This is a genomic window from Nodosilinea sp. LEGE 07298 (assembly GCF_015207265.1).
In the GTDB taxonomy this organism is placed as follows: domain Bacteria; phylum Cyanobacteriota; class Cyanobacteriia; order Phormidesmidales; family Phormidesmidaceae; genus Nodosilinea.
Genome location: NZ_JADEXE010000525.1, coordinates 1 through 2,264 on the forward strand (window position 1 = coordinate 1; position 2,264 = coordinate 2,264).

The 2,264-nt window shown below is 53.2% G+C and carries 2 protein-coding genes and 1 pseudogene; 2 read left to right on the plus strand and 1 reads right to left on the minus strand.

Annotation, left to right across the window (positions count from 1 at the left end; genetic code table 11):
• Positions 1–530: 530 nt before the first annotated feature.
• A complete protein-coding gene (locus IQ273_RS32635; protein WP_194027230.1) occupies positions 531–1,190 on the plus strand; it encodes a hypothetical protein in 660 nt (219 codons plus the stop codon).
• 142 nt (positions 1,191–1,332) lie between these two features.
• A complete protein-coding gene (locus IQ273_RS32640; RefSeq protein WP_194027231.1) occupies positions 1,333–1,506 on the plus strand; it encodes a hypothetical protein in 174 nt (57 codons plus the stop codon).
• A 95-nt stretch (positions 1,507–1,601) separates the two neighbouring features.
• On the opposite strand, the pseudogene IQ273_RS32645 reads toward IQ273_RS32640, so the two are convergent.
• A pseudogene (locus IQ273_RS32645) lies at positions 1,602–2,264 on the minus strand (cobyrinic acid a,c-diamide synthase); the annotation flags it as partial.

A 2,264-nucleotide genomic window follows, 5' to 3' on the forward strand; every position in this document is an offset into this window, starting at 1 on the left:
GCGATCAGAGCCTTGGTTCACGCCTATCGCCAAATGTTAGGAAAGGACGACATTTCTGCGGGTTTTACTGTCCTGCTGATCGTCGGTATCTAGCGCCGATGGCATGGCGATCGCCCCTCTCAAATAGAGTTTATTGGTTGTAAGCGTCAGTGCTTGTTGGCCAGCTTATCCACACCGGTAAACCCTGAGCATAAAGGCGCAAAACTCTTTAAAGAGTCTTTTGATTTTAGAGCGGTGATTGAAAAAGACTGGGTGATTGTGTACAGTGCTTCTGGATTGTATACAGCGATAACGCCCGCATTTCCCTAATAAGTGGTGGTGGCATTACTCTCTGTAGATTTTTGAGGTGTCGCTGCGGCGATCGCCCTAGACAATGGTCCCTTAGCGACATTGGTTGACTGCTTTGAGGCCGTTTTGGTCGCTCTACTGTTCAAATTAGATTGCCTTTGGCCCACTCTATGAGCGATTTAGTAGGCCATTTAATGGGCAATTCAAATTTCGTGGTTCTTTAGAATTTTAGGAATAGTTTCATGCTGACTCACCTGCATCGACTCACTGGCCAAGTGCTTAAGGCTCTGGCGGCTGGGGTTTTGGTGGTAGTTTTAGTCTTTTCAAATGGGCCTGGAGCAACGTCTCAAGCCTTAGCTTCATCGAAGGGCACCCTGACCGAAACCATGGATCTCACTATGGCCGAAGCCGCCCAAGAGTTTGTGGAGACTGTGCTGGACGACTACTCGGACGCTCTAGAAGATTCATTTTCTGAAGCGGTTAAGCCACTCAAGTCGATCACCAAAGATTTAACCAAGCAGCTCAGCAAAGCCGCCGCTTCCCCTACCGCAGCCAGCGCCACCACTCTCAGCCCTACCATTGAAAGCTCAAAAACAGCATTAGATACGGCCTCGGCCTCCTTTGATACCCTGGTTGCCAATACAGCCACCTTTAAGTCGACCTTAGATTTGGCCCCCGCTCAGCTTAAAGAGGCCATTGATACTCAGCTTGGCACCAAGTTTGATGAGCTGCAAAAAGCCTTTGAAGACGTCTCTGGTGCGATCGCGCTGCTATCAGCCGACACCACTGCCTTAGACTCGGCTGACCCAGCGGCAGGGGCTGCATCACTGACCGAGCACACCACCCTACTCTCTGAGGCGATCGAATCGGCCAAAACCGTGATTTCAGGCTTTGGTGACTAGATCTAGCTCTACAGCTAAATCTGAATAACCTCATCCTTCAGAGAGATCATTCATCAAACCCTCTCATGCAAGCCAGAAGCACTACATTTGGTATATGAGAATACCTTTTGTTACGGTATACCTATAAACAAAAGGAAACGTCATGAAAAGCCAAACCAACAAAACCTGGAATTCTGAACAGCTTGTGAAAATGAGCGATGCGTTGGGCGGCGGCTACATGCCCGGCATGCAAACGGCCAAGTCTGCTAACGGCGATCGCTGGACGGCCCAGCGCCACATTCAAGCTTCGGCCATGATGGGCCAAGCCTATCTGTAGGGTCTTCAGCTAGAGCACAGCCGATCGCGATCGCTAAAAGGCGATCGGTAAACGCGAACCAGCGGCCTCTTTCCCAAAGCGGGAAAGAGGCTTTTTTATTCAGACAACACCCGGTTTTGGCGGTACTGGTTACAGGCCGCCACCAGAGCCTGGGCCACCTCCGGGCAGCCACCCCAGTGCAGGTGCAGGTACGAGGCCTGTACCTGGTGTAGACTCCAGCCCTCGGTGGCGTGGGGCTGCTCGGCACCGTAGCGCTTGAGCCTGTATAGAGGGTGTTCTGGCAATTTATCAGTCTGGGAGCGATGGAACTCGTGCCCCCAGACTGTTTGCCCCTGCGCCAAAAGGAGGCTAGGCTGCTGAGCCGCTGCCTGGCGGTAGCCCAGAGTCAGCCGTGGCCCCATGCGTACGGTGGTAGGCAGTAGCCCCACCATTGGCCAGGGCTGGCCATTTAGGTCGATCAGGGTTGTCGCCAAATACATGAGTCCGCCGCATTCAGCATAGGCAGGTAAGCCTGCTTGCAAAAGCATTTTCAGCTCGGTTCGCAACCCCTGGTTGGTCGCCAGGTCGGCTGCAAACATTTCAGGGAACCCACCGCCAAAGTACATGCCATCAATATCGGCAGGTGGACAAGCATCCTGAAGCGGGCTCCAGGGAATCAGTTCGGCTCCCAGGGCGGTGAGGATGTCTAGATTATCGGGGTAGTAGAAGCTGAAGGCGGCATCTTGGGCGATCGCGAGGCGAGGCTTGGGGGTGGGGGG

Excerpts from the sequence above, each read along its gene's own strand:
- IQ273_RS32635 (WP_194027230.1), top strand. The coding sequence starts at position 531 with ATGCTGACTCACCTGCATCGACTCACTGGCCAAGTGCTTAAGGCTCTG.
- IQ273_RS32640 (WP_194027231.1), top strand. The coding sequence starts at position 1,333 with ATGAAAAGCCAAACCAACAAAACCTGGAATTCTGAACAGCTTGTGAAA.